Raw genomic sequence first — 21,730 nt, 5'->3', positions numbered from 1 at the left:
GTACTTTTGACTAATTATTTGCAGTGTCTAAAAGGATGTTTAATATACCTTTTTTCTTTATCTCATTTTCAAATTTAGGAGTCTTAATGGCTGCCGCCGCATACCCGTCCTTTGAAATGTTTAATACTTGAATTCTATTCTGAGCAATAACCTTATTTGTACTGTTTAGAGTCGTTAATGTAACTATTACATCTGCGAATGAAGCACCCTTAAGTCTTGGATCAGAAGTTTTAACATTTTTAGGCTTATCTGTTTTTCTAACCTTTACGATGATTAGATTATTTTTATTTTTCACAGACTTTGGATTATCTACCAAGGTCATTCCATATGAAGATATGTATTGTTTTACAACTTCTGCGAATGCAGGTACCTTGCTATGAGTTACATGTACCATGGCATTTGGTATAGAATCTCTTAAGCCTTTACTTATCGCATCTAACTTGGATTGATATTGAGCTTGTTTGAAATCTGCATTTATTGCTTTTAAAATTGGCAATTTAGATGCTACCGTACTAACAAGTTTTTCAATTTTTGACTTTTGATTTATTAAAACAAAAATATTGTTTAATTTAGCACTATCAAACAGAGAATTTAATTTGTCATACTCTACGAGCATAGCATTCTTTTGTGCTGAAAATAAAACATCTCTGTCGACTTTAACATAACTATAAAAGTTACCAGCATTATATGCATTTTGCATAACTTCAGCACCAGAGAATTTAATCTTTTCTATTGATGACTTCGTTTGAGATTTCATATATTCATCAATTTGGCCATTAGTTTCGGTTGTAGTCATATCTAAATCAGCGGATACACTAATAGAAATTTCACCACCTATCTGAGATAGAGCATTAGCTTTGGCAGTATCTTTACTAGAACCTTCACCAACACCATAATAAAATATTGAATTTGAGTGATTAGGATTTAGGAACCATTGTGGTAAATTACCAGCGGATGGAGTGGGCTGAGTGCCCGCTCCACATCCAACTATTAAAGTACTTATAGCTATAAGTAAAATACTTTTAGAGATGTTTAGCATTATTTAGTAGCTTCATCAGCACTTGATTTAGCTGCCTCTGCACCATCTAACACTGCATTTACAATGTCCTGATATTTTCCTATTTTACTTGACTGTGAACCTGCATAGTAGCTACCAATAAATATATTTGGAAGAGCTAATAAAGTACCTACTCCAAGTCTTGATAATCTTTCACCTATAAATTCTTTTTGATTACCAACTAAACTAGTTAAGCCTTGTGCTATTGTCATTGCCTTTAATTCCTTTTCTATCATTCCGGAACCTCTTGCCATACCTGCAGTTGCTGATGCGAACATACTGACTGCACCAAATGCGTTATTATCAACTGCATCTAATAAATTTACAAGTTTTTTAGCTAAAGGAACCTTAGATTCATCAAAATTAGATTCGATAGCTTCTGCTCCACTCGTAATTAATTCAAAATAAACATTTTCTTTCTCTTCAAAAGCAGCTCCTCTCTCTTCTTCTAGTACTGTCGCTGTCTCAAGTTCTGCTTCTTTATCAGCTCTTTCACCGCTTTGTGCATTAGCATCATCATCTAACCAAGCATCGATTGTTTTTACATCTGATGTAGCACTACCTAGTTCATCTCTTGCTGTAATATATTCAGACTTTGCAGAACTAACCGCTTCTTGTAAATCTTCTGGAAGTAATGATATAACAGCATCTTCAACATTGTTATATAAATTTCCACTAGCAGCTTCAACATCTATGAATGAAACTTTTGAATCTGATTTAAATGAAGTGTATGTCTTTGTGTCTGAAATATCAGGAAAAACATTCATATTAGGTATATTAAAACCTTTATTTCCATTTGTTTTATTTTTGTATAGTACAGATGCTTGCCAAAATAGTCTAGCTTCAAGAGGACTCATTCTAATAGAAACTGCTTTACCAAGAAGGGCATTAGTAACGTTTACAGTAGAGTAATATGCATCGTACTTCACTGCATCTAAATTATTTACAGTAGCATAGTCTACCGCTGAAACAACTTTATCAACCCATTCACTATCTTGTGAAACAGGCATACTCTCTAAGATGTCAGTATTGATTCTTACTAAGTTTATACCAACATTAATTCTTACTATCTGCTTTTCAAAACTTGGGTCTTCTAGCATAGCACTTGAAGACTCTGAAGAACCTTCAATCATTCCTCCAGCAGAAGCTGCATATAATGAAAACGGACTTACAGCTAATGCTGCAACTATACTTAACTTGATTGATGAACTTTTAATCTTTTTTAACATTCATTTTCCTTGTTGTTTTATAGAATTTGAAACATGCTGTTGTCGTCTTGCACAGCATTTTTGGCTTTTTGATCAGCAACTTTTTTTATTATCTTATAGTACTTGTCGAACTTAGATTTCCCTTTTGTAATGATTTCATTTGATCCTTCACTCAGTTGCATTGCTTTTTCATAATACTCATCCGCTTTTGTCAACAGTGCTAAATCATCAGTTTTAGAAGCTAATGCTTCATAATATACAGCAAGGTTAAAATAATACTCATATGTTTTTTCACCATCGTACTTCTTCATACCCTTTATAGCACCCTCGTAATTCTTGTCTTTTGCATATTTCTGTGTATATTCAAGTTCACTTGGAAGTGACATAATCTCAACAAGTTTACGTGTCTGCATAGGAGAGATGTCTTTAATGAGTTTTTTAGCTAAATAGTCCGATGCTTCAGAAAGTAGTTGCGCTCTAGAAGGTAAACCTTGTTTTCCAGCTTTTGAGTATCTTTTAATATTATGTTTATAATTTTGTGAATAAAAAACTGTTCCATCTTTTCGAATGTTAAACTCTACACCTACTAAACCTGTTATAGTATTTGAAGTAGTTTTATATTCAAATACTAAAACTTTCATGTCAAGAGAAAGACTTCCCTTATCTTCAACCTCACTAATAGAAATGAAATTAGTTTGTGTAATGAATTTTTTCAAACTTGAAAGAAGTTTACTATCAAAAGATTTATCCGACTTTATTCCATCGGCTTTTAAAATATTTTTCACTATTTCTATTTCTAAAAAACCTGCAGATGATGTGCTTTGATCAAGCATTTGAGTAACTTCTTTAGGCTTTTTAGGAGCTACATATGTATTTAGAAGGAGTTGTTTTTTAGCACAACCTCCTAAAATCATTGTAAGACCTAAGAAAAATAGAGCTGTTCTGATAACATTTGTAAACATTATTAATTCCCTTTGTCAATTATAAGATAAATACATAATATGTAAAGATTATTTAACTAATGCTTAATTTTTCTTAAAAAAAGAATATTACTTAGAAATTTTCTATTTTTCTACACAAGTGTGGTTTTATTTTTCCAAGGTGGTATAACTTACTTTAATATACTAATTATTAGTAAAGTGTTCCCGGTCATGAGCTTTAATAAGGTGGTTTAAACGATTTTGATTAAAACGCCAAAAGAGTTTACTGTCAAAATCCTTATCTTCTTTCATTTTCAAAAAGAGTTCCTCTCTTTTTAAATCTTCATTATTTTCTTTTATGATTTTTAACATTAACTCTTTTAATTGCATCTGGGCTTCATCCGTTTTATCATTATCTTTGAGCGTTTTTGTTTGTAAAAAAGGATAAACCTTCCAGAGACTTGTAGTTAAAGCAAATAGAAAAAATAACATCATTAAGTTTGAGACAGAAAGTTCCATTTGACCCCTTTTTGTTTAATTATATGCTAATTTAGATAAAATTACATTATGAATGATACAGTATTTACAAAACCGATAAAAAAGCAGTTTGAGTTTGATGAAGAAGTTGCCGCTGTCTTTGATGATATGCTTGAACGCAGTGTCCCTTTTTATAAAGAGAGTCAAAAAATAACTCAGTTTTTTGCACTTAAAAATTTAGAAGAGGGTGGTGTGTTATATGACCTTGGTTGTTCCACCGCTTCATTACTCTTAAATATTCACAGAGGGCTAGAAGTAAATGCAGAACTTATTGGTCTGGATAACTCAGAAGCTATGCTTGCACAAGCTCGCCGAAAATGTGAAGCATATGGTGTGAAAATAGATGTGAAAAATGCAGATATCTTGGAATACGAGTATAAAAAAGCAGATGTATTTATAAGTAACTATACACTTCAGTTTATTCGTCCTTTAGTTCGTGAAGAACTTGTAAAGAAGATAGCTGATTCTATGAGGGAAAAAGGTGTTTTTATTTTTAGTGAAAAGGTTATTTCTCATCAAACAAAACTCAACAAAGATTTGATAGAATGCTATTATGACTTTAAAAAGACTCAAGGTTATTCTGAGTATGAAATTATGCAAAAACGCGAGGCTTTGGAGAATGTATTAGTTCCCTATAGTGAAGAAGAAAACATTAAAATGGCGCTTAATTGTGGATTTTCTCATTGTGAAGTTGTTTTTCGTTGGGCAAATTTTGCGACCTTTATAGCTATAAAGTAGTCGCTTACTTTTTTCCTCTGTCGTCAGCTCCAAAAATTTTAGCACTTATGCTGTCAACACTAAAAATAACAACCACACCAATACCTATAATGGTAGTAATCACAAAAAATACTATTAGTCCTGTACTCATTTTTCTCTTCCTTTAATAAACGTTACCCTTAGGTGTCGTATCTTTCTTTTTTAAAAATTCACCAGCTTCTTTATATGTAAAAATGTCATCTTCTCCACACTCTTTATGATAGTAACCCTGTAAGTCATAATATTCTTTACAGCCACTATAGTATTTTGCTGAGACACCATGCTTGTTGATACATGCAGTGAATAAAATACTCATAAAAACAAGTAAAAAGAATAATATAATTTTTTTAATCATAATCAAATTATATCTAAACTTTGAAAGTTTCTTTTGTTTTACAATACTCGGTTAAAAAACACTCATCACAGCTAGGATTTTTTGCCTTACATATATAACGACCAAAAAGAACCATTCCTTGATGCAAGGCATGAAGGTTGTTTTTGAACTTTTTAGCTAGTGTGGCTTCTGTTTTAATTGCTGTTTTATCATCACTTAAACCAAGTCTATGTGCTACACGAAAGACATGAGTGTCTACAGCCATAAGGTTTGCACCCGTATATTCTATCATTACAACATTTGCTGTTTTTTGACCGACCCCAGCAAGTGTCTGGAGTTCTTTACTATCTAAAGGTATCTCACCATCATATACTTCCACAACTCTTTGTGCCATAGCTATAATATTTTTAGCCTTGTTATTGAAAAATGAGCAAGAGTTGATAAACTTCTTGACATCATCAAGCTCTGCAATAGCTAATGACTGAGGAGAAGGGTAATTCTCAAATAATGGTGGAGTTAGAATATTTACTCGTTTGTCCGTGCATTGTGCTGAAAGTGCTACGGCTACAACAAGTTCATAAGCATTTTTATAAGTAAGCTCTGTAACCGCATCATCATATCTATCAATAAAAAGCTGATGTATTTCAGCTATCTCTTTTCTTGTGGCTTTTTTCATAACTGTATTCTAGCAATATTTTGTGTTATAATCAAAGTATATTTTTCACTTAGGAGATATCTTATGGGTATGTTATCATTATTTTCATCAGATAAAAATACAAATAAAACACGGCGAGTAAAGAGCTCAGAGTTAGATGAGCAGCTAGATAAAGATTTTTATCTTGACATAGTTAACAATAGTCGTTTAATGATACTTTATTTCATGGATGGTCCTGGTTGGATAGGCTCTAACCAAAGATTCCTCGATGTGATGGGCTATGATGATATTAATATGTTTAGGGAACAAAATGCAAGTGTTCGAGACCTTTTTTTAGATGAATATGAAGAAATATTTACCGAATCAGATAAGAGCTGGTTAGACTATATTAGGAAGCATCAGCAAGGTGGCTATCGAGTTAGTATAGCAAGTAAAGATGGTTCGATAATGACTATAAGTGCAGTGGCCCATAAGTCCCAAAAAAACTCTAAAGTTTATATTTTAGAGTTTGAAGATATTTCTAAAGTCTACGAGTCTGAACTAAAAATTCATGAAGTGGAACAACTAAAACAAAATTTCTTATCTAATATAGGGCATGAGTTTAGAACACCAATGAACTCTATACTCGGGTTTATTGAGCTTCTTGATAAAACACAACTAACAGAGAGCCAACAAGAATATCTGAGTCTCATAAACCGTTCTTCAAAAAATTTGATGACAAACATTGAAACTCTTTTAGACCTTTCTCAACTGCAAGCAGGTCGTTTAAAGCTTCAGTTAAGTGAATTTAATTTTATCCATGTTGTTGAAGAGCTTTTTTCGGGTATTTATTTTGGTGCATATGAAAAAGGTATTAAAGTCATTACTTTTATAGATCCCAAAATTCCAAAAGTACTTCTTGGTGATCCAAAGAAAATTTCTCAAGTTTTATACTCTATCGCAGAAAACGCAGTAAAGTACACAGCTAAAGGCTCCCGAGTAAACATAGAAATAAAGCTTTTGAAGCGCTTGAGTAGTGGAGAATGCACTATTGGCTTTACTGTAAGAGATAAAGGGAAAGGTATCTCTAGTGAGCAGGTAGCCATTCTTAATGAACCTTTTACTTCAACAAATCAGGCAGATGAAAGACTGGGTGTTGGACTGAGTCTCTCTTGTGGTTTAGTTAACCTTCTTAACTCTGAACTTAAGATTAAAAGTCAGGATGATGGAACAAGAGTGCATTTTGTTTTAGACTTTAAAGAGTCCAAAGATCAAAGTTTTGAGCCAATACCTAAGAAAAAAGTCAAAGTTCTGTTACTGGATAATAAACTACTAGACGAAGCAAATCTTTTAACACTCTACCTACGTTCATTTGGCATTGACGTTGTAAAATCAAATATGTTGGATGAAAATATATATGATGGTGTTGATGCACTCTATCTGTTGGCAGATCAAAGTGAGCCATCATGGATAAATGAGTTTGAAACTTATGCAAAAGGTACTCCTATAATTTTAGTATTAGCAACTGGACAAGATATCGTAACTAAGCTTGAACATAAAGTAAACTACACGATAAATCTTCCTCTTCACCCAAGTATCATAGCACAACAACTATACTTTATTTACCATGTTCATGGGTTCAAAGAAAAGAGGGAAATGGAACTTAAAAGTAGAACTCATGCACTTGTCGTGGAAGATAACGTTATAAATCAAAAGCTAATAAAAATACTTTTAGAGACATATAACATTAAAGTATCAATGGCTTCTGATGGGAATGAAGCAGTTGACGCATCAGCAGAAACTAAGTATGACATTATATTTATGGATATAGATATGCCACATAAAAATGGTATTATCGCAACACATGAGATAAAAGAATCTTTTGGACAAAATATAAAGACTCCAATAGTCGCACTTACTGCAATGGCAATGGAAGGTGATAGAGAAATGCTTCTTGGAGAGGGATTCGATGATTACTTAAGTAAACCACTAACAAAAGAAAAGTTAGAGAGTATTTTAAGTAGATACTTATAGCAAAGTATATTCGTTTGTTTAATAAGTGTTAGTTAATAAAGATTACACTTCCTAATAACAATAAATGAAGGAATATAAATGAACACAGCTACAAAACTTCTCTCAACTCTTTTACTAAGTGGTATTGCACTCTCTGCAACTACTTTAGTAACTGTTAATGGCAAAGCAATCACTCAAAGTGAAGTGGATAATGAACTTATGAATGCGACTCAAGGTCGTCTTAATGAAGTTCCAGCAAACAGAATTAACGAATTAAGACAGCAAGTTCTTCAGCAGTTAGTTGGCAAAGAACTAATATATGGCGATGCTAAAAATACTGGTATTCTTAAAACAAAAGAGTATGAGGCTGAATATAAAAAGCAAGAAGAGAGAATGAAAAAAGAGTTGGCTGTTCAAGTGTGGCAAAAGAAGCAACTCAATAGTATTAAAATTTCAGATAAAGACCTCAAGAGTTACTATGACAAGAATAAAGAAGAGTTTAACCAAAAAGAGACACTTCATGCACGTCATATCTTAGTTAAAACCGAGGACGAAGCAAAAAATATAATTGCACAGATTAAACCACTAAGTGGAGAAAAACTAATGTCGAAGTTTATAGAGCTTGCTAAAGAAAAGTCAACAGGACCTAGTGGACCAAAAGGTGGAGATTTAGGTTATTTCGCTGATGGACAGATGGTACCTGCATTTAACAAAAAAGTATTTAGTATGAAAGTTGGAACAGCAACATTGTCTCCAGTGGAAACAAACTTTGGTTTTCATGTTATTTATCTTGAAGACAAAAAAGCAGCAGCAACAAGAACATACAAGGAAGTAAAAGCATTTATCGAACAGCGTTTAAAAATGGAAAAATTTAAATCATACATGAAAGATGTAATGAAAAAACTTCATGAAAAAGCAACTATAAAATAAATCTAGTATAGATATGACTATGTCCCCTCTCTCTAAAATCACTTTAGATGGACGGGATTTTTTAGTTAAACGCGATGACAAAATAGACAAATACCTCTCCGGAAATAAGTACAGAAAACTGTACACTCTTTTAAATACTCCAAAAAACAGATATAAAACGATCATCTCTTATGGTGGAATGCAGTCAAACGCCATGCTTGCTATAGCTGCTATATGTAAGGTAAAAGGATGGGAGTTTCTCTACTATACTAAGCCTCTAAGTAAAAAACTCCATAGTGAAATAGAAGATAACCTTTTTCATTCGCTTAGCCTAGGAATGAAACATACTGAGATAGAGTTTGAACTCTATAGAAGTTTTGTAGCTTCTCTTTCATTAAGTAATGATGAATATACATTAGTAGTAGATCAAGGTGGAGCTCATAGAAGTGCAAAAGAAGGTCTCGAAGTTTTAGCTGATGAAATTAGAGCCCAAAACTTAGAGGTTAAGAGTGTGGCTACTCCTTCTGGAACCGGGACAACAGCTCTTTACCTAGCATTAGCTCTCCCTGAGTACAAAGTTTACACTACTCCCTGTGTTGGAGATGTAACTTATCTTCGAGAACAGATGAGTGCATTAGCAGAGATTCCAAGTAACCTTATAATCTTAGAGCCCCAAAAGAAGTATCATTTTGCAAAACTTTATGATGAGTTTTATGAAATTTATGAGAAGTTAAAAAGTGCTGGAATAGAGTTTGACTTACTGTATGCACCAGCTATGTGGATGGCACTTATGTCCCAAACAGAGGAGTCGGTGTTATATATTCATAGCGGGGGAGTAACCGGAAATGTTAGTATGTGTGAGAGGTATAAACGAAGAAGATAAACTTCTTCGAGTTTCTTAGTCTATGAAAGTAACAGACTCTCCTAGTTTTACCTTTTCTGGTTGATATGCATTGATTTTTGAAGATTTATCTTCATAACCTAACACAACACTATATAAAAGTGCAAGATTTTCAGGAATATCTAATGTACGAGCGATTACTTTACCAAATTCAGTTGTAGATCCTTGAGGACAAGATTCTATTCCAAAATCTTGAGCTGCAAGCATAATACTTTGCATATAAGCACCACAATCTATAAATGCACCTTGTGCTTCATCAATATTTGCTTTTGCTGTAAATACAAAAATTACTGTGTTTGCACCAAACCATCTGAAGTTATCTTTCCACATTTGGACACGAGTTATATCATCTTTTCTATCTACATCCATATGTTTATAAAGGCCAGCACCTGTAACGATACGACGTTTTTTATATGGATTTGTCCACTTTATTGGATAGTACTGAATAAACTGGTCGTTTAAAACACCTTCATCCATTTTTTTGATTACTGCATCACCAACATTTTTTAGAACTTCTTCATTTGTAATAGCATAAGTAACCCATGGTTGCATGTTGGCCCCACTTGGAGTAAGTGCAGCTGCATTGAGTATCTTCTCTAAAGTTTCTTTAGGAATTTTCTCATTAGTATATGCTCTTTTTGAAGAACGGTTCTGTAAAGCTTCTAAAACTGTTGGCATTCGCAATCCTTTAAGGAAATTATAGTAAAAATTTATTAAGAAAATAATAAAAGTAGATATGAATTAAATAACTAAACAAACTTGACAAAGATAGACTCAAGTTGCTATAATGAGTGTAACTATAAATTAAAGGATTAACAATGAGTCAAAATATATTTGAAAAACTAACACATAATATGACAGAAGCAATAGAAAGTGCCATTTCACTGGCACTACATAATAAAAATCAAGAAGTAGAAATAGAACATTTTTTATGGGGACTACTTACAAATTCAGATTCTATTTTAAATCAAATGTTCAATAAAATGAATATTGACAAGATTACTATAGAATTAGATATAAAAAGTTTAAGTGAAAAGTTTCCAAAATCTTCTGCTATAACTAAAGAGAATATACGTTTATCAAAAAACTTTGCACAGACTTTAGAAAATGGTGCTGGACTAATGACTCAAAATGGAGATAGTTTTCTTGCGGTAGATACATATATACTTAGCAACTTGAAAACTCCTCCATTTTCTACAATACTTCCAAAATACATAGATATGCTAGAGTTTACTAAAAACCTTGAATCATCTCGTGGGGGAGTTAAGATAGACTCTCAAAGTGCAGATGAGAAGCTCGAAGCACTTTCGAAATATGGAATAGACTTAACAAAAGAAGCGGCAGAAGGAAAACTAGCTCCCGTTATCGGTCGTGATGAAGAGATAAGCAGAATGATGCAGATTCTTATTCGTAAAACAAAAAACAACCCTATCCTATTAGGAGAGCCTGGAGTTGGTAAAACAGCTTTAGTAGAAGGTTTAGCTCAGAGAATCTATAATGGAGATGTTCCTACCTCTTTACAGAATAAAAAAGTAATAGCTCTTGATATGTCCGCTTTAATTGCAGGGGCTAAGTATCGTGGAGAGTTTGAAGATAGACTTAAAGCAGTTATAGACGAAGTAAAGGAAAATGGAAATATCATTCTTTTCATAGATGAGATTCATACAATAGTTGGTGCAGGTGCATCAGAGGGAAGTATGGATGCTGCAAATATCTTAAAACCCGCTCTAGCTCGTGGAGAGCTTCATACTATTGGAGCAACTACACTTAAAGAGTATAGAAAGTACTTTGAAAAAGATACAGCACTGCAGCGTCGATTTTTGTCTATTAATCTTGATGAGCCAACAGTAAATCAGTCTTTACAAATCCTTCGTGGCATAAAAGAACGCTTAGAGTCTCATCATAATGTGACCATTACAGATAGTGCTCTTGTCGCGGCTGCAAAACTCTCAGATAGATATATAGCAGATAGATTTCTTCCAGATAAAGCGATTGACCTTATAGATGAAGCTGCAGCAGAGTTAAAAATGCAAATAGAGTCAGAACCAAATATCCTCTCCGCGGCTAAACGCAGACACTCTGAACTCATGGTAGAAAAAGAGGCTCTTAAAATGGAGAAGACACCTTCAAATGAGAAACGTTTAGTGGAGATAGAAAAAGAATTAGCCGATGTTGTAGAGACTGTTCAAAAACTAAAAGCACAGTTTGAAACTGAAAAAGAGGTTTTTGAAAAGATAGCAACTATTAAACATGAGATAGAATCTAAACGCCATGATGCACAGAGTGCAAAAAGTAGTTCAGACTTTAACCGTGCCGCTGAGATAGAGTATGGAGACATACCAAAACTCATCGAAGAAGAAAAAGCCATTAATGAGAATTGGGAAAGATTGCAAGAAGAAGGAACACTACTTAAAAATTGTGTAGATGAAGATTCTATAGCTTCGGTAGTGTCCCGTTGGACGAAAATCCCCGTTGCAAAAATGCTTCAGACTGAACAAACAAAAATTCTTAATGTGCAAGCTGAGTTAGAAAAAGATGTTATAGGGCAGAGTAGAGCAACTCATACAGTTGCACGTGCCATTAAACGCAACAAAGCAGGTCTTAGTGATAGTAATTCACCAATTGGAAGTTTTTTATTCCTAGGACCAACAGGGGTCGGAAAAACGCAAACAGCTAAAACACTGGCTAAGTTTCTTTTTGACAGCGAAGATGCACTTATACGAATAGATATGAGTGAGTATATGGAAAAACATGCAGTCTCTCGTTTAGTTGGAGCGGCACCTGGATATGTAGGATACGATGAGGGGGGACAACTAACAGAAGCAGTCCGTAGAAAACCTTACAGTGTAATACTCTTTGATGAGGTTGAAAAAGCACATCCAGATGTCTTTAATATACTATTGCAGGTTTTAGATGATGGAAGATTAACTGATAACAAAGGTGTAACAGTAGACTTTACAAATACCATTATAATTCTTACTTCAAATACACCTAGCGATGAACTTAAACAGACTTTTAAACCAGAATTCCTAAATAGACTTGATGATATAGTAACTTTTGATGCATTAGGTCAAGAAGAGATAGTAAGTATTATAGATATCTTCTTTAATGAAATTGTTAAGAAACTTGAGTCAAGAAACATTGAACTTACTCTGAGTGAAGATACGAAGAAATTTATTGCTGAAGCTGGATTTGACCCTGTGTATGGTGCTCGTCCACTTAAACGTGCTCTTTATCAAATAGTAGAAGATAGACTAGCTGATCTTATACTAGAAGGAAAGGTGTCCGAAGGATCAAAGGCGGAGTTTACGATGGAAGATGGTGAAGTTAAGGTATTGGTCTCATAACCTTAATGACATTTTAAGTAATATTTTTGTATTATTTCGAACTTAAATTTATATAAGGATATGTCAAATGAAAAGAACATACCAACCACATTCAACACCTAGAAAGAGAACACATGGTTTCAGATTACGTATGTCCACTAAAAATGGTCGTAGAATAATAAACCGTCGTAGAGCTAAAGGTCGTAAAAGATTGTCAGTTTAGGCGGATTTAACACACTGAAACTCCATAAGGAGTTTCAGTATGTTTACAATAGAGGCAAAAATCAACATTCAAGTAGTGTTGTCCTTTTTTTTCTTCCTCAAAATGGAATTCATAAAGTAGGCTTTACCGCAACTAAAAAGTTAGGTAATGCCGTAAAACGCAATCGTGCTAAACGTAGAATGCGAGCTATCTTTACTGAATACTCCAGCACACTCAAAGATGGATCTTATGTTTTCGTTGCAAAAGTTGGACTCTTCGAATCTTCACATGAAAAATTAACACATGACTTCAAAAAAATACTCACTAATGCAAAAACTCTTACTTAAACTTTTATGGCTCTACCAGAAGTTTTTTACCCTTATTGGCTTCGGTTCTTGTCGTTATTATCCATCTTGTAGTGAATTTGCACGATTAAATTTTGAAAATAACTCAATTTCAAGTGCGTTTTACCACTCTTTAACTAGAATACTACGTTGTAATCAATTATTTGATGGAGGAATTGAGTATCCATTACTCGATGAACTCCGATGTAAACCCGTAAAATTAAGGGTTGAGACTATAAAGTATTGGCTGGTTCCAGATTCTAGGAACCGCTATTACATAATAAAAAATTTTTCATATAAAGGCTAGCCCGTGTTAGACCAAATGTCACCAAATCAGAGACTAATAGTAGCAGTACTATTATCAGTAATTTTTTTCGTAGGATACACTGCGATATTTCCACCCGTTGAACATGAGGTAGCAGAAAATGCTCAAAGTACTATAAACAAATCTACTAATTCAGCTACTGTTAAAGACACAGTGGATACAGAGGCCGGACATGTGGTTTCCTCAGTAGAAAGTCTACCAGTAGATGCTGGGAATACAATTCTAACTGTTACGAGTAAGGATTTCATTTTAAAAATGGACACACTTGGTCGTATATCTTCAAAAGAGTTACTCGATGCAAGATATAGAAATAAAGATGATGGGCATGCACAGCTAATACCATCTACTGGTACTAAACCTCTTTATTTGAGATTTATGGATGAGGCACTTAACAAAGAAGCATCTTCAGTAGCATACACAGCAAATTCAAGTGAAGTTACTTTAGTGGGTGAAGCAAAGAAAGTAGTTTTAACACAAAACTTAACAAACTTAACCATCACAAAAACATTAACATTTTTTACTGATGGACATTATGATGTAGAGATAGCTGTTTCCCAAGATAAAAGATACTATGTGTATCTAGGTCAGAGACCTCGTGTAAATGAGTCTGAGCAGATGATGACAGTTGTTGGTGCTATGGTTTATACTACTACTAATGAAGATGAGTTAGTTACTATAATCGAAGATGGTGATGCTGAGGGGAGAAAAGCTTTTTCAGCTGTAGCGTTGATCTCTGCGTTTGATCAGTATACCGCTTCAATCATGTACGGTTTTGATAAAGAAAGAAACATTATTGTTGAACGTGACCGTGAAGATAATCCTGTTGTATATTTTGATGGTTTACAAAATATTAAATTTAATGGATATGTTGGACAGAAGAATTATAAAACATTGAAAGCTATTAATCCTGTTTTAACAAATGCGATTGAATATGGTTGGTTTACATTTGCGGCCAAACCACTCTTCGCACTTCTTTCATGGTTGTATAGTATCTTTGGAAACTGGGGTTGGTCGATTATTGCACTAACGGCTATTATCCGATTTGTTCTGTACCCTCTTACTTATAAGGGTATGGTTTCTATGCAGAAGATGAAACAACTTACTCCTAAGATGAAAGAGCTTAAAGAGAAGTATAAGGGCGATCCAGCAAGACTAAACAAAGCAACTATGGACATGTACAAAAAGAATGGTGCGAACCCTCTTGGTGGCTGTCTTCCTATGTTAATGCAAATTCCTGTTTTCTTCGCGATTTACCGTGTTTTACTAAATGCTGAAGAACTTCAAGGTGCAGAGTGGATTTTATGGGTAAATGACCTTTCACGTATGGACCCTTACTATGTTTTACCACTTCTTATGGGTGCATCTATGTTTTTTCAACAAAAACTTACACCTACTACTTTTACAGATCCAATGCAAGAAAAAGTTATGAAATTTTTACCTGTAATATTTACATTTTTCTTCATAACTTTTCCATCAGGTCTTGTTCTTTACTGGTTCGTAAATAATCTTTTCTCAATTCTTCAGCAGTTTATTGTTAATCAACAATTTAAGAATGCTAAAGATGCTAAAGAAGCGATAGCGATAAAAAGCGAGAAGTAGATATGATTAAAATAGAAGCACAAACATTAGAAATCGCATATAAAGATGCAGCTACTAAGTTTAACTGTTCAGTAACTGAACTTATCATAGAAGTTGTACAAACTCCAAGAAGTGGTATTTTAGGTATGTTTAAAAGAACAGCAATTATTGTTGCTGTTCGTGAAACACAAGTAGCAGAGACGGTTAAAGAGAGTACTCCTGCAAAGATAAAAGAGAAACCTACTATGGCAGCAGAACAATATTTAAAAAAAGAAGAACCCAAAGCATCTAAACCTCCAAGAAGTAAGAAACCTTTTAAACAACAAGAGAAGCAAGTAAAAGTAGAAAAAATAGAAGAGCCCGAAGTAATTCTTAATGATGCTATTGGGCCTATCTCTTTTGTAAGTGATCAAGATGATGATGACTTAGGAAGTGGACTTGACTATACTGCTGACTATGACGATGAGTTTGATGAAACACAAGACGATGGACAAGAAACTTCTTCTGAATCTCTTAATATAAATGGAATCGTTAAAGAAGTCGAAGTTGAAATTAATGCTCTTTTTAAATTTGCATGTTTTAGTATCGATAAAATCGAAGTAAGTAAGTATGATGACCAGACTCTTCTTGTTGAGTTTAAAGGTGATGATGCTGCTTTACTCATAGGAAAAGAGGGTTACAGATATAAGGCACTCTCTTATATGATTTTTAACTGGATAAATACTAAGTATGATATACAGTTACGTTTAGAAATAGCAGAGTTTTTAAAAAATCAAGAAGAATCTGTAGGACGTTACCTTCAAAATGTTTATGAAAACATAGAAAAAGATGGACGAGCTCAAACAAAGATTCTTGATGGTGTTTTAGTACAAATTGCTCTAAAAGAACTTCGTGAAAAGTACCCTCAAAAATATGTAGTAATTCGTACTACTAAAGATGGACTGAAATATATAATCGTAAACGATTATCACAATAATTAAACTCTCATGACAGATACTATATGTTCAGTAGCAACGGCTAATGGCATAGGCTCTATCGCCATTATAAGAATTAGTGGTGATAAAGCTCTAACGATTGCAAAGACCCTCACAAAAAAAGACACCCTGAAAACTAGATATGCTACATTGAGTGATGTATATAACTCTTCGGATGAACTCATCGATGAAGCAATTATAATCTACTTTGAAGCTCCGTATTCTTTTACTGCTGAACATGTTGTAGAGATACAGTGTCATGGAGGATATGTTGTAGCTCAGAGTATACTCAAGGCGACACTAAACGCAGGGGCAAGACTTGCCGAAGCTGGAGAGTTTTCTAAAAGAGCTTTTTTTAATGGTCGTATAGATTTAAGTGAAGCAGAGGCAATATCACAGCTCATAGAGGCTAAAAGTGAAGATGCCGCAAAGATACTTGCCTTACAAATGAAAGGCTCTTTAAAAGAGTTTATAGAATCTGTTCGTGATGAGATTATACATATACTTGCATACTCTGAAGTGACTATTGATTATGCTGAAGAAGATTTACCAGAAGATTTAGTCTTACAAATAAGAGCTAAGCTTGATGAGTTGTATGTACTTCTTAAAAAAACTTTGAGTGCTTCAAAAGCGAGAGAAGGTCTTATGCAAGGCTTTCGTGTAGCTATCATTGGAAAACCAAATGTTGGAAAGAGTTCACTCTTAAATGCACTACTAAATTATAACCGAGCCATAGTCAGTGAGATAGCAGGTACTACTCGAGATACTATTGAAGAACAAGTAAAAATAGGAACACATCTCATAAAAATTGTAGATACGGCTGGTATACGTGATGCTAATGATGAGATAGAACGCATAGGAATACAAAGAAGTTTAGAAGCAATAGAAGAGAGTGATATCGTGGTTGTTCTGTTTGATGGTTCTCGTGAAGCAGACAGTGAAGACTTAGAAATAGCAAGACTTGTAGAAAACTACAGAGAAACAAAAAATATTATTATTATAAAAAATAAAATAGATTTACAAAATAAATTTAACTTAGATAACATCGCATATGATTTAGAGCTAAACTCAAAAAATGATGTGAGTTCGCTTATTGATTCTCTTGAAGAGATTATGAATGTTAGTAATGTCTCTGATGAAGTTATGTTGATATCACAGCGTCAAATTTCAGCAGTTGAAATGACAATGCAAAATATTAAAGAGGCTTTCATACCACTTGAAGATCAAGAATTAGAGATTTTTTCTTTTCACTTAAATGAGGCGGTAAAAGAGATGGCTGGAATAACAAGACCATTTGAAAATGACGAAATGCTGGACAAAATGTTCGGTTCATTCTGTTTAGGAAAATAACATGAAATATATAGCGATTGACTTAGGCTTAAAACGCATAGGTTTAGCTTACTCTGCACATAAAGATTTGGTAACACCACTCCCAGCAGTTATCCGTACAAATCGTGACCAAGCTTCGCACGAAGTACGAAAGGTCATAGCCGAATGGGAAATTGATACTGTTGTTATCGGTATTCCCCTTGGTGGAAGTAGTGAAGATGAAATGCGACGAAGAATCGCACACTTTATGGGGCTTGTCGCATTTGAAGGCGAAGTTATTTATCAAGATGAAGCAGGAAGCTCACTTGAAGCTGAAAACCTTATGAAAGGTGAAATAAAATACATAAGAGATGGCAGAATAGATTCTATCTCTGCAATGATTATTTTACAAAGATACCTCTATAAAATGAAACAAAAAAAGAAATAATGAGACTTGTCGGACTAGATGTATTTCGTGGCCATGCAATTTTCTTGATGATAATTTTTCATCTATTTTTTGATTTAAATAATTTTCATATTTTAGATATAGATATTCTTCATGGTGCTTTTTGGAAATATTTTAGATACTTTATCGTGTGTATGTTTCTGTTTTCTGCTGGAATCAGTATAAAGCTAGCAAATGAAAATGGTTTAAATTTTACTAAATTAAAAAAGAGAATTTTAATCTTAGCACTTGCTTCACTTTTTGTAAGTATTGGAAGTTACACTCAGTTTCCAAACTCTTGGATATATTTTGGCATACTTCATTTTTTTCTTTTTGCTTCTATCTTTGGACTCTTATTTTTACATATACCCAAAACTTCACTGATTGTTGCAATCCTAATCATAACAGCTTACAACATTGGTACACCAAATATGCACTGGCTTTTTAACATACTCCAAGAGCCTCTAAACTTACCTATAAAGTACACAGAAGACCTAGTTGGACTGTTTCCTTGGTTTGGTGTTTTTTTACTAGGAATGGTATTTAGTAGTTATAATCTTCATTTGAAATTCTTTGATAATAGTTTTTATAAGAGTGATTCTAAAATAAATATTGTCTTTGCATATATGGGAAAAAACTCTCTACTTATTTATCTTCTTCATCAACCTCTGCTATTTGGAGTTTTTTTTGCTATAACTTAATCATTAAGTATTGAAATTGTTTAAAATATGGGTATAATTCCCGACCGAAACACCATAAGCTCGATTAACTCAGCGGTAGAGTGCCTCCATGACATGGAGGTGGTCACTGGTTCAAATCCAGTATCGAGCACCATCCATAAACCATTTCCAGCCCTTACTTTCAATATGTTTAACGAAATTGTAAAATACTTTAAGAATACTGAGTTATGTAGTTCGAACCTCTTCAAATCACTGCTAAATACCTTATTTTATCTTTTTTTTGTCGTTGTTTAGATCGCCACTTATCTACTTCTTCAACATAATAAGTGATTTTTTCACCTCGTGCTTCCTGATAATAGGGCAATGGATCTTTGATCCGATTTCTGCAATGTCCTTGTAGCTTTACTGATAAATTATATATTTCAGTGTATTGTTTTGGTGTAATAATTGTTTTAGCTTGGATTTTATTCATCTCTATCTCGATATCTAATACTTCTTGATACTTTGAGTCAGCTTTACCCATAAACCATAAGTGAGTTTTTCTTATTTCTAATAAATTTTCTATTACATCTTTGATATTTTCATAGAAACAAGATTTTCAGCTAAAATAGTCCCTATTTTTAGTATATTTTTTACTTAGGTTAAAAGTTATCTCAAGGATAGCAACTAATAACAAAATTTAGAACTTTAAAGATAAAAAAGAAAACTCTCAATGCTATTTATGAAAAACATAAAATGCAGGTAAAATTACTCTCTCATTTTTGCTTATACTATTGTCAGCTTCATTAACAGAATGAGCAATGAACCTAAAACCATAGGTGGACTCTTTAAAGATTTGTAGTGTGAACTTCAAAATTTATCTATTACTTTGCAAGCATTTATTGAAATCATGGTCAAAATAGCACAGATTGATGAGATTGTAAAGAACAATAAAGATTTTACAAGTATAATCACTACATAACGAGCACTACTTAAGATTTACTTGGATTTGGGTGCAAAAGTCGCCATGCTTAAGTTGAGTATGATAGTTACAGGATTTGAAGTTAGTATTTCAATCTCAACAGAGTAATGCATCTTTGATTTAAAGTCAAAAAAACTTTAAAAAAAGATGTGTTATTAATAAAAGTATTTATACGAGGTTAAAAGATGATTGCTAGGGAATAATCGCTCTCTTAAATATCTATTTGTATGTATGTAACAGAAATTTTTGCTAGAGGAACAAAAAATATGACTAAGTTGGAAGTTTGTGATTTACTCCCTAATGGGATTATAATCTTTAAAAACAAAAAAATAGACCTTATTAACCGGTACATGTTGAGAATCTTAAACATTGAATCTCTTAGTAAGAAAAATGCCATTGAAGTTTTTCTCAAAACAATTAATATAGAAAATGAAGAAAATCTATTCTTGCTTTTTACGAATAATGAATATTTTAAATGCAAAGATGCAACAATTTTAATCTCAAAAAATCAACATGACGATTTATATATATTTTCCTTTACTACACTTACAGCATCTCTGTGTGGCTCAATCGCGAGTGATGGAAGAGAGCACACGAGAGTCATCTCGAAGAATGTTGATACGGAGGTCGCAAATTTTTTTAAAATTAATCAAATTTCTAAGGTAAATGTATTAACTTTCTATAAAGGTCTTCCCTTAAATAAATTTGGTAAGATTCTCAGACTTAGTGAAAATTTCATAGAGGTATTAGTAGACCGTAAGCATCATATCTCACTTCTAGAAAGTACAAGTATCCTACTTATTTCAAATACCAAAAAAGGAAGGCTTACTCTACGTGGGAATGTTGCCAATACAAATGAAAATATCTTTAAGATTAATAATTTTGTTTTTGCAAAAGAAGATATGCACAAGAGACAATCAATTCGCATTGAACCTACAGTAAAAGTTATTGCACATGTGGAAGACTCAAATGCTAAAGTTTTTGAATTCAATGTATGTGACTTATCAGAAAAAAGTATTAGTATATTTATAAATAGTCCTCAAGAAGAAGAATTTTTAAAGAAGCAAACTTCAATATACATTACTCTGAATGACGATATAATCCTTGTACAAACCAAATATCTTAAAACAGATTATAAGGAAGAAGAAACATTAAAAGTAATATTTTTGATAGTTAGTTCAGGAAAAAGCAGTAAAAAAATTATTGAATACCTTTTTAAAGAGCAAAACATGATTATTAGAGAAATACATAACTATCAGAGTTAGGACTATCCACTACAAAGTTACTTATCTCTAAAATAAGTCCATATAAAATGAAGGTTAAGAGTAGTATTAATTTAAATGTATAAAGATTTGTGGTGTTAACTTGATTGACATACACTCAACTCTTATGATATAATCACACTAATAATTAATATAAAAAATTTATCAGGAAAAACAGTGGCAAAATCCCTTTACAAAACTTTAGAAATAAACGAAAGTGCGAACGAATCAGAAATAAAAAAAGCGTATAGAAAACTAGCTCGTCAGTATCATCCAGATGTAAATAAAGATCCAGATTCAGAGGAGAAGTTTAAAGAAATAAACTCTGCGTATGAAATTCTCAGTGACAAAGAAAAGAAACAGCAGTATGACATGCAGGGCGATTCTATGTTCGGTGGACAGAATTTTCATGATTTCTCACGTAGTCATGGTGGTGCAGGCGCTGGAAGTATGGAAGATATACTTCGTGAAATGTTTTCAAATGGTGGCGGCGGTGGCGGTAATCCATTCGGTGGCGGCTTTGGTGGAGGTGGCTTTCAACAAGAAGTTAATCTTGATATTGAAACAAATGTAACGATTCCTTTTATCGTGTCTATATTAGGAGGAAGTCATCCTGTTTCTGTTCAAGGCGATAGATTTGACATTAAGATTCCTGCTGGTGTGAACTCTGGTGAAAAGATGCGTGTTAAAGGTAAAGGTCATGCTCAGTCTGGTCGAGTTGGAGACCTGTTCCTTAAAATCACAGTAGCATCTAGCCCAGATTATGTGAGAGAAGGTGATGATTTAGTTAAAAGTTTTGATGTACCTCTTTTTGCAGCACTTTTTGGAGAGAAAATTGCTATAGAAACTTTAGAGAAAGAGATAAAACTTAAAGTACCTCAAAATACAAAGAATGGACAACGTTTTCGTGTTAAAGAAATGGGTGCAATGAACCGTAAGTTGAAAACACGAGGAAACCTCTATCTAGAAGCAAATATAGTTTTGCCAAATGTTGAGACTCTCGATGAAGACTTAGTTGAAATAATGAAAGAAAAACTACCAAAAGACTAGAAGGGT

General features: G+C 33.3%; 24 protein-coding genes and 1 tRNA gene. 16 read left to right on the top strand and 9 right to left on the bottom strand.

Going from position 1 to position 21,730, the window contains the following annotated elements; genetic code table 11:
• Window positions 1-10: 10 nt before the first annotated feature.
• The 4 genes from HOG88_RS00850 to HOG88_RS00835 all read right to left on the bottom strand — a co-directional run bounded on the left by HOG88_RS00850 (window position 11) and on the right by HOG88_RS00835 (window position 3,704).
• Window positions 11-1,039, bottom strand: a complete 1,029-nt coding sequence (locus HOG88_RS00850) for an LPP20 family lipoprotein (RefSeq protein ID WP_295002159.1) — start codon at window positions 1,037-1,039, stop codon at window positions 11-13.
• Complete coding sequence (locus tag HOG88_RS00845; RefSeq protein ID WP_295002158.1) at window positions 1,039-2,286, bottom strand: hypothetical protein; 1,248 nt, start codon at window positions 2,284-2,286, stop codon at window positions 1,039-1,041. Before HOG88_RS00845 ends, HOG88_RS00850 begins: the two co-directional genes overlap by 1 nt.
• A 17-nt stretch (window positions 2,287-2,303) precedes the next feature.
• Window positions 2,304-3,227, bottom strand: a complete 924-nt coding sequence (locus HOG88_RS00840; RefSeq protein WP_295002157.1) for a hypothetical protein — start codon at window positions 3,225-3,227, stop codon at window positions 2,304-2,306.
• Between the two features lie 162 nt (window positions 3,228-3,389).
• Window positions 3,390-3,704, bottom strand: a complete 315-nt coding sequence (locus HOG88_RS00835) for a hypothetical protein (RefSeq protein ID WP_295002156.1) — start codon at window positions 3,702-3,704, stop codon at window positions 3,390-3,392.
• Between the two features lie 48 nt (window positions 3,705-3,752).
• Between HOG88_RS00835 and cmoA the strand changes: the two genes are divergently transcribed.
• Window positions 3,753-4,460, top strand: coding sequence for a carboxy-S-adenosyl-L-methionine synthase CmoA (gene cmoA / locus HOG88_RS00830; protein WP_295002155.1), 708 nt, complete (start codon window positions 3,753-3,755; stop codon window positions 4,458-4,460).
• A 4-nt stretch (window positions 4,461-4,464) separates the two neighbouring features.
• On the opposite strand, the gene HOG88_RS00825 is transcribed toward cmoA, so the two are convergent.
• From HOG88_RS00825 to nth, 3 genes are read right to left on the bottom strand one after another with little or no spacing between them, the layout of a single operon-like run.
• A complete protein-coding gene (locus HOG88_RS00825) occupies window positions 4,465-4,590 on the bottom strand; it encodes a hypothetical protein (RefSeq protein WP_295002154.1) in 126 nt (41 codons plus the stop codon).
• Between the two features lie 12 nt (window positions 4,591-4,602).
• Window positions 4,603-4,833, bottom strand: a complete 231-nt coding sequence (locus HOG88_RS00820) for a hypothetical protein (protein WP_295002153.1) — start codon at window positions 4,831-4,833, stop codon at window positions 4,603-4,605.
• Between the two features lie 13 nt (window positions 4,834-4,846).
• Window positions 4,847-5,488: an endonuclease III gene (gene nth, locus HOG88_RS00815; protein WP_295002152.1), complete on the bottom strand. Its 642-nt coding sequence runs from the start codon at window positions 5,486-5,488 to the stop codon at window positions 4,847-4,849.
• Window positions 5,489-5,551: 63 nt separating this feature from the next.
• Between nth and HOG88_RS00810 the strand changes: the two genes are divergently transcribed.
• The 3 genes from HOG88_RS00810 (at window position 5,552) to HOG88_RS00800 (ending at window position 9,251) form a co-directional block, all read left to right on the top strand.
• Window positions 5,552-7,480 carry a response regulator gene (locus HOG88_RS00810; protein WP_295002151.1) on the top strand — a complete coding sequence of 643 codons (1,929 nt, stop codon included), beginning with the start codon at window positions 5,552-5,554 and terminating at the stop codon, window positions 7,478-7,480.
• Window positions 7,481-7,558: 78 nt separating this feature from the next.
• A complete protein-coding gene (locus tag HOG88_RS00805; protein ID WP_295002150.1) occupies window positions 7,559-8,389 on the top strand; it encodes a peptidyl-prolyl cis-trans isomerase in 831 nt (276 codons plus the stop codon).
• 13 nt (window positions 8,390-8,402) lie between these two features.
• On the top strand, window positions 8,403-9,251 hold the full coding sequence (locus HOG88_RS00800; RefSeq protein WP_295002149.1) for a 1-aminocyclopropane-1-carboxylate deaminase: 849 nt from the start codon (window positions 8,403-8,405) through the stop codon (window positions 9,249-9,251).
• 15 nt (window positions 9,252-9,266) lie between these two features.
• Here HOG88_RS00800 and HOG88_RS00795 read toward each other — a convergent pair whose 3' ends face one another.
• Window positions 9,267-9,947, bottom strand: a complete 681-nt coding sequence (locus HOG88_RS00795; RefSeq protein WP_295002148.1) for a nitroreductase — start codon at window positions 9,945-9,947, stop codon at window positions 9,267-9,269.
• A gap of 140 nt (window positions 9,948-10,087) precedes the next feature.
• On the opposite strand from HOG88_RS00795, the gene HOG88_RS00790 reads away from it, so the two are divergent.
• The 10 genes from HOG88_RS00790 (at window position 10,088) to HOG88_RS00745 (ending at window position 18,605) form a co-directional block, all read left to right on the top strand.
• Window positions 10,088-12,616 (top strand): AAA family ATPase, encoded by a 2,529-nt coding sequence (locus tag HOG88_RS00790; RefSeq protein WP_295002147.1) that lies wholly within the window; start codon window positions 10,088-10,090, stop codon window positions 12,614-12,616.
• Window positions 12,617-12,683: 67 nt separating this feature from the next.
• Complete coding sequence (rpmH, locus tag HOG88_RS00785) at window positions 12,684-12,818, top strand: 50S ribosomal protein L34 (protein ID WP_008335456.1); 135 nt, start codon at window positions 12,684-12,686, stop codon at window positions 12,816-12,818.
• The gene (gene rnpA, locus HOG88_RS00780) at window positions 12,806-13,144 is read left to right on the top strand and encodes a ribonuclease P protein component (RefSeq protein ID WP_348652964.1); all 339 of its coding nucleotides are present in this window, start codon (window positions 12,806-12,808) and stop codon (window positions 13,142-13,144) included. Before rpmH ends, rnpA begins: the two co-directional genes overlap by 13 nt.
• Complete coding sequence (yidD, locus tag HOG88_RS00775; RefSeq protein WP_295002146.1) at window positions 13,125-13,448, top strand: membrane protein insertion efficiency factor YidD; 324 nt, start codon at window positions 13,125-13,127, stop codon at window positions 13,446-13,448. Before rnpA ends, yidD begins: the two co-directional genes overlap by 20 nt.
• Window positions 13,449-13,451: 3 nt before the next feature.
• Window positions 13,452-15,065: a membrane protein insertase YidC gene (yidC, locus tag HOG88_RS00770; RefSeq protein WP_295002145.1), complete on the top strand. Its 1,614-nt coding sequence runs from the start codon at window positions 13,452-13,454 to the stop codon at window positions 15,063-15,065.
• Between the two features lie 2 nt (window positions 15,066-15,067).
• Complete coding sequence (locus HOG88_RS00765) at window positions 15,068-16,024, top strand: Jag N-terminal domain-containing protein (RefSeq protein ID WP_295002144.1); 957 nt, start codon at window positions 15,068-15,070, stop codon at window positions 16,022-16,024.
• Between the two features lie 6 nt (window positions 16,025-16,030).
• Window positions 16,031-17,368, top strand: a complete 1,338-nt coding sequence (gene mnmE, locus HOG88_RS00760) for a tRNA uridine-5-carboxymethylaminomethyl(34) synthesis GTPase MnmE (RefSeq protein ID WP_295002143.1) — start codon at window positions 16,031-16,033, stop codon at window positions 17,366-17,368.
• A gap of 1 nt (window position 17,369) precedes the next feature.
• The gene (ruvX, locus tag HOG88_RS00755; protein ID WP_295002142.1) at window positions 17,370-17,774 is read left to right on the top strand and encodes a Holliday junction resolvase RuvX; all 405 of its coding nucleotides are present in this window, start codon (window positions 17,370-17,372) and stop codon (window positions 17,772-17,774) included.
• Window positions 17,774-18,472, top strand: coding sequence for a heparan-alpha-glucosaminide N-acetyltransferase (locus HOG88_RS00750; RefSeq protein ID WP_295002141.1), 699 nt, complete (start codon window positions 17,774-17,776; stop codon window positions 18,470-18,472). Before ruvX ends, HOG88_RS00750 begins: the two co-directional genes overlap by 1 nt.
• A gap of 58 nt (window positions 18,473-18,530) precedes the next feature.
• Window positions 18,531-18,605: transfer RNA gene (locus HOG88_RS00745), tRNA-Val, on the top strand.
• A gap of 90 nt (window positions 18,606-18,695) precedes the next feature.
• Here HOG88_RS00745 and HOG88_RS00740 read toward each other — a convergent pair.
• Window positions 18,696-18,974, bottom strand: a complete 279-nt coding sequence (locus HOG88_RS00740) for a hypothetical protein (RefSeq protein ID WP_295002140.1) — start codon at window positions 18,972-18,974, stop codon at window positions 18,696-18,698.
• A gap of 704 nt (window positions 18,975-19,678) precedes the next feature.
• On the opposite strand from HOG88_RS00740, the gene HOG88_RS00735 reads away from it, so the two are divergent.
• Window positions 19,679-20,677: a hypothetical protein gene (locus HOG88_RS00735; protein WP_295002139.1), complete on the top strand. Its 999-nt coding sequence runs from the start codon at window positions 19,679-19,681 to the stop codon at window positions 20,675-20,677.
• Between the two features lie 174 nt (window positions 20,678-20,851).
• Window positions 20,852-21,724 (top strand): DnaJ C-terminal domain-containing protein, encoded by an 873-nt coding sequence (locus HOG88_RS00730; protein ID WP_295002138.1) that lies wholly within the window; start codon window positions 20,852-20,854, stop codon window positions 21,722-21,724.
• The last annotated feature ends 6 nt before the right edge of the window (window positions 21,725-21,730 follow it).

This window comes from Sulfurimonas sp. (assembly GCF_018698455.1).
Classification (GTDB): domain Bacteria; phylum Campylobacterota; class Campylobacteria; order Campylobacterales; family Sulfurimonadaceae; genus Sulfurimonas.
Note: the sequence above shows the minus strand (reverse complement) of the source record. Positions and strands in the feature narration are given on the sequence as shown.

Coding starts and splice junctions, on each gene's coding strand:
- mnmE (WP_295002143.1), top strand. CDS start 16,031: ATGACAGATACTATATGTTCAGTAGCAACGGCTAATGGCATAGGCTCT.
- HOG88_RS00765 (WP_295002144.1), top strand. CDS start 15,068: ATGATTAAAATAGAAGCACAAACATTAGAAATCGCATATAAAGATGCA.
- yidD (WP_295002146.1), top strand. CDS start 13,125: ATGCAAAAACTCTTACTTAAACTTTTATGGCTCTACCAGAAGTTTTTT.
- HOG88_RS00820 (WP_295002153.1), bottom strand. CDS start 4,833: ATGATTAAAAAAATTATATTATTCTTTTTACTTGTTTTTATGAGTATT.
- rpmH (WP_008335456.1), top strand. CDS start 12,684: ATGAAAAGAACATACCAACCACATTCAACACCTAGAAAGAGAACACAT.
- HOG88_RS00840 (WP_295002157.1), bottom strand. CDS start 3,227: ATGTTTACAAATGTTATCAGAACAGCTCTATTTTTCTTAGGTCTTACA.
- HOG88_RS00800 (WP_295002149.1), top strand. CDS start 8,403: ATGACTATGTCCCCTCTCTCTAAAATCACTTTAGATGGACGGGATTTT.
- HOG88_RS00845 (WP_295002158.1), bottom strand. CDS start 2,286: ATGTTAAAAAAGATTAAAAGTTCATCAATCAAGTTAAGTATAGTTGCA.
- HOG88_RS00835 (WP_295002156.1), bottom strand. CDS start 3,704: ATGGAACTTTCTGTCTCAAACTTAATGATGTTATTTTTTCTATTTGCT.
- HOG88_RS00735 (WP_295002139.1), top strand. CDS start 19,679: ATGACTAAGTTGGAAGTTTGTGATTTACTCCCTAATGGGATTATAATC.
- HOG88_RS00825 (WP_295002154.1), bottom strand. CDS start 4,590: ATGAGTACAGGACTAATAGTATTTTTTGTGATTACTACCATTATAGGT.
- HOG88_RS00795 (WP_295002148.1), bottom strand. CDS start 9,947: ATGCCAACAGTTTTAGAAGCTTTACAGAACCGTTCTTCAAAAAGAGCA.
- HOG88_RS00850 (WP_295002159.1), bottom strand. CDS start 1,039: ATGCTAAACATCTCTAAAAGTATTTTACTTATAGCTATAAGTACTTTA.
- ruvX (WP_295002142.1), top strand. CDS start 17,370: ATGAAATATATAGCGATTGACTTAGGCTTAAAACGCATAGGTTTAGCT.
- nth (WP_295002152.1), bottom strand. CDS start 5,488: ATGAAAAAAGCCACAAGAAAAGAGATAGCTGAAATACATCAGCTTTTT.
- HOG88_RS00810 (WP_295002151.1), top strand. CDS start 5,552: ATGGGTATGTTATCATTATTTTCATCAGATAAAAATACAAATAAAACA.
- HOG88_RS00805 (WP_295002150.1), top strand. CDS start 7,559: ATGAACACAGCTACAAAACTTCTCTCAACTCTTTTACTAAGTGGTATT.
- cmoA (WP_295002155.1), top strand. CDS start 3,753: ATGAATGATACAGTATTTACAAAACCGATAAAAAAGCAGTTTGAGTTT.
- HOG88_RS00790 (WP_295002147.1), top strand. CDS start 10,088: ATGAGTCAAAATATATTTGAAAAACTAACACATAATATGACAGAAGCA.
- HOG88_RS00750 (WP_295002141.1), top strand. CDS start 17,774: ATGAGACTTGTCGGACTAGATGTATTTCGTGGCCATGCAATTTTCTTG.
- HOG88_RS00740 (WP_295002140.1), bottom strand. CDS start 18,974: ATGGGTAAAGCTGACTCAAAGTATCAAGAAGTATTAGATATCGAGATA.